General features: G+C 37.5%; 1 protein-coding gene. It reads left to right on the forward strand.

Annotation, left to right across the window (positions count from 1 at the left end; all coding sequences use genetic code 11):
• A partial coding sequence (locus EII29_RS11660) for a hypothetical protein (RefSeq protein WP_148096446.1) occupies positions 1–371 on the forward strand: 371 nt, incomplete at both ends.

Here is a 371-nt window from a genome sequence, read left to right on the forward strand (position 1 = left end):
TGGAGTTCATGGCAATTTGGAATGAACTATTTTTACAGTAACTGGAGAGGAGCATATAAAGGAAGAGGAGATAAAAAAGAAAAATATCCTTATGAGGGAATACTTGAAAGAGATTCCAATGAAATGAACAGATATATTTCACTGGACAGTCAGTTTTACGGTTCGGCACTGGCTTTATCGACTAATCCGAGATCGGCTGCAACGAATGCAAGACGTGGGATAACTAATTATGGGATAGCAAGTACTGAACTTGTAAAAGAGCCTATAGTGGAACTTGAATTAAGTGCAGGAATAAGACCGAAAGTAGTAAATAAGGCGGATTTAAATTTAGTACCTAAAGCTGCAAATGTACCTACTTTACCTGATCCTGT

Origin of the sequence: Leptotrichia sp. OH3620_COT-345 (genome assembly GCF_003932895.1) — a bacterium.
In the GTDB taxonomy this organism is placed as follows: Bacteria; Fusobacteriota; Fusobacteriia; order Fusobacteriales; family Leptotrichiaceae; genus Pseudoleptotrichia.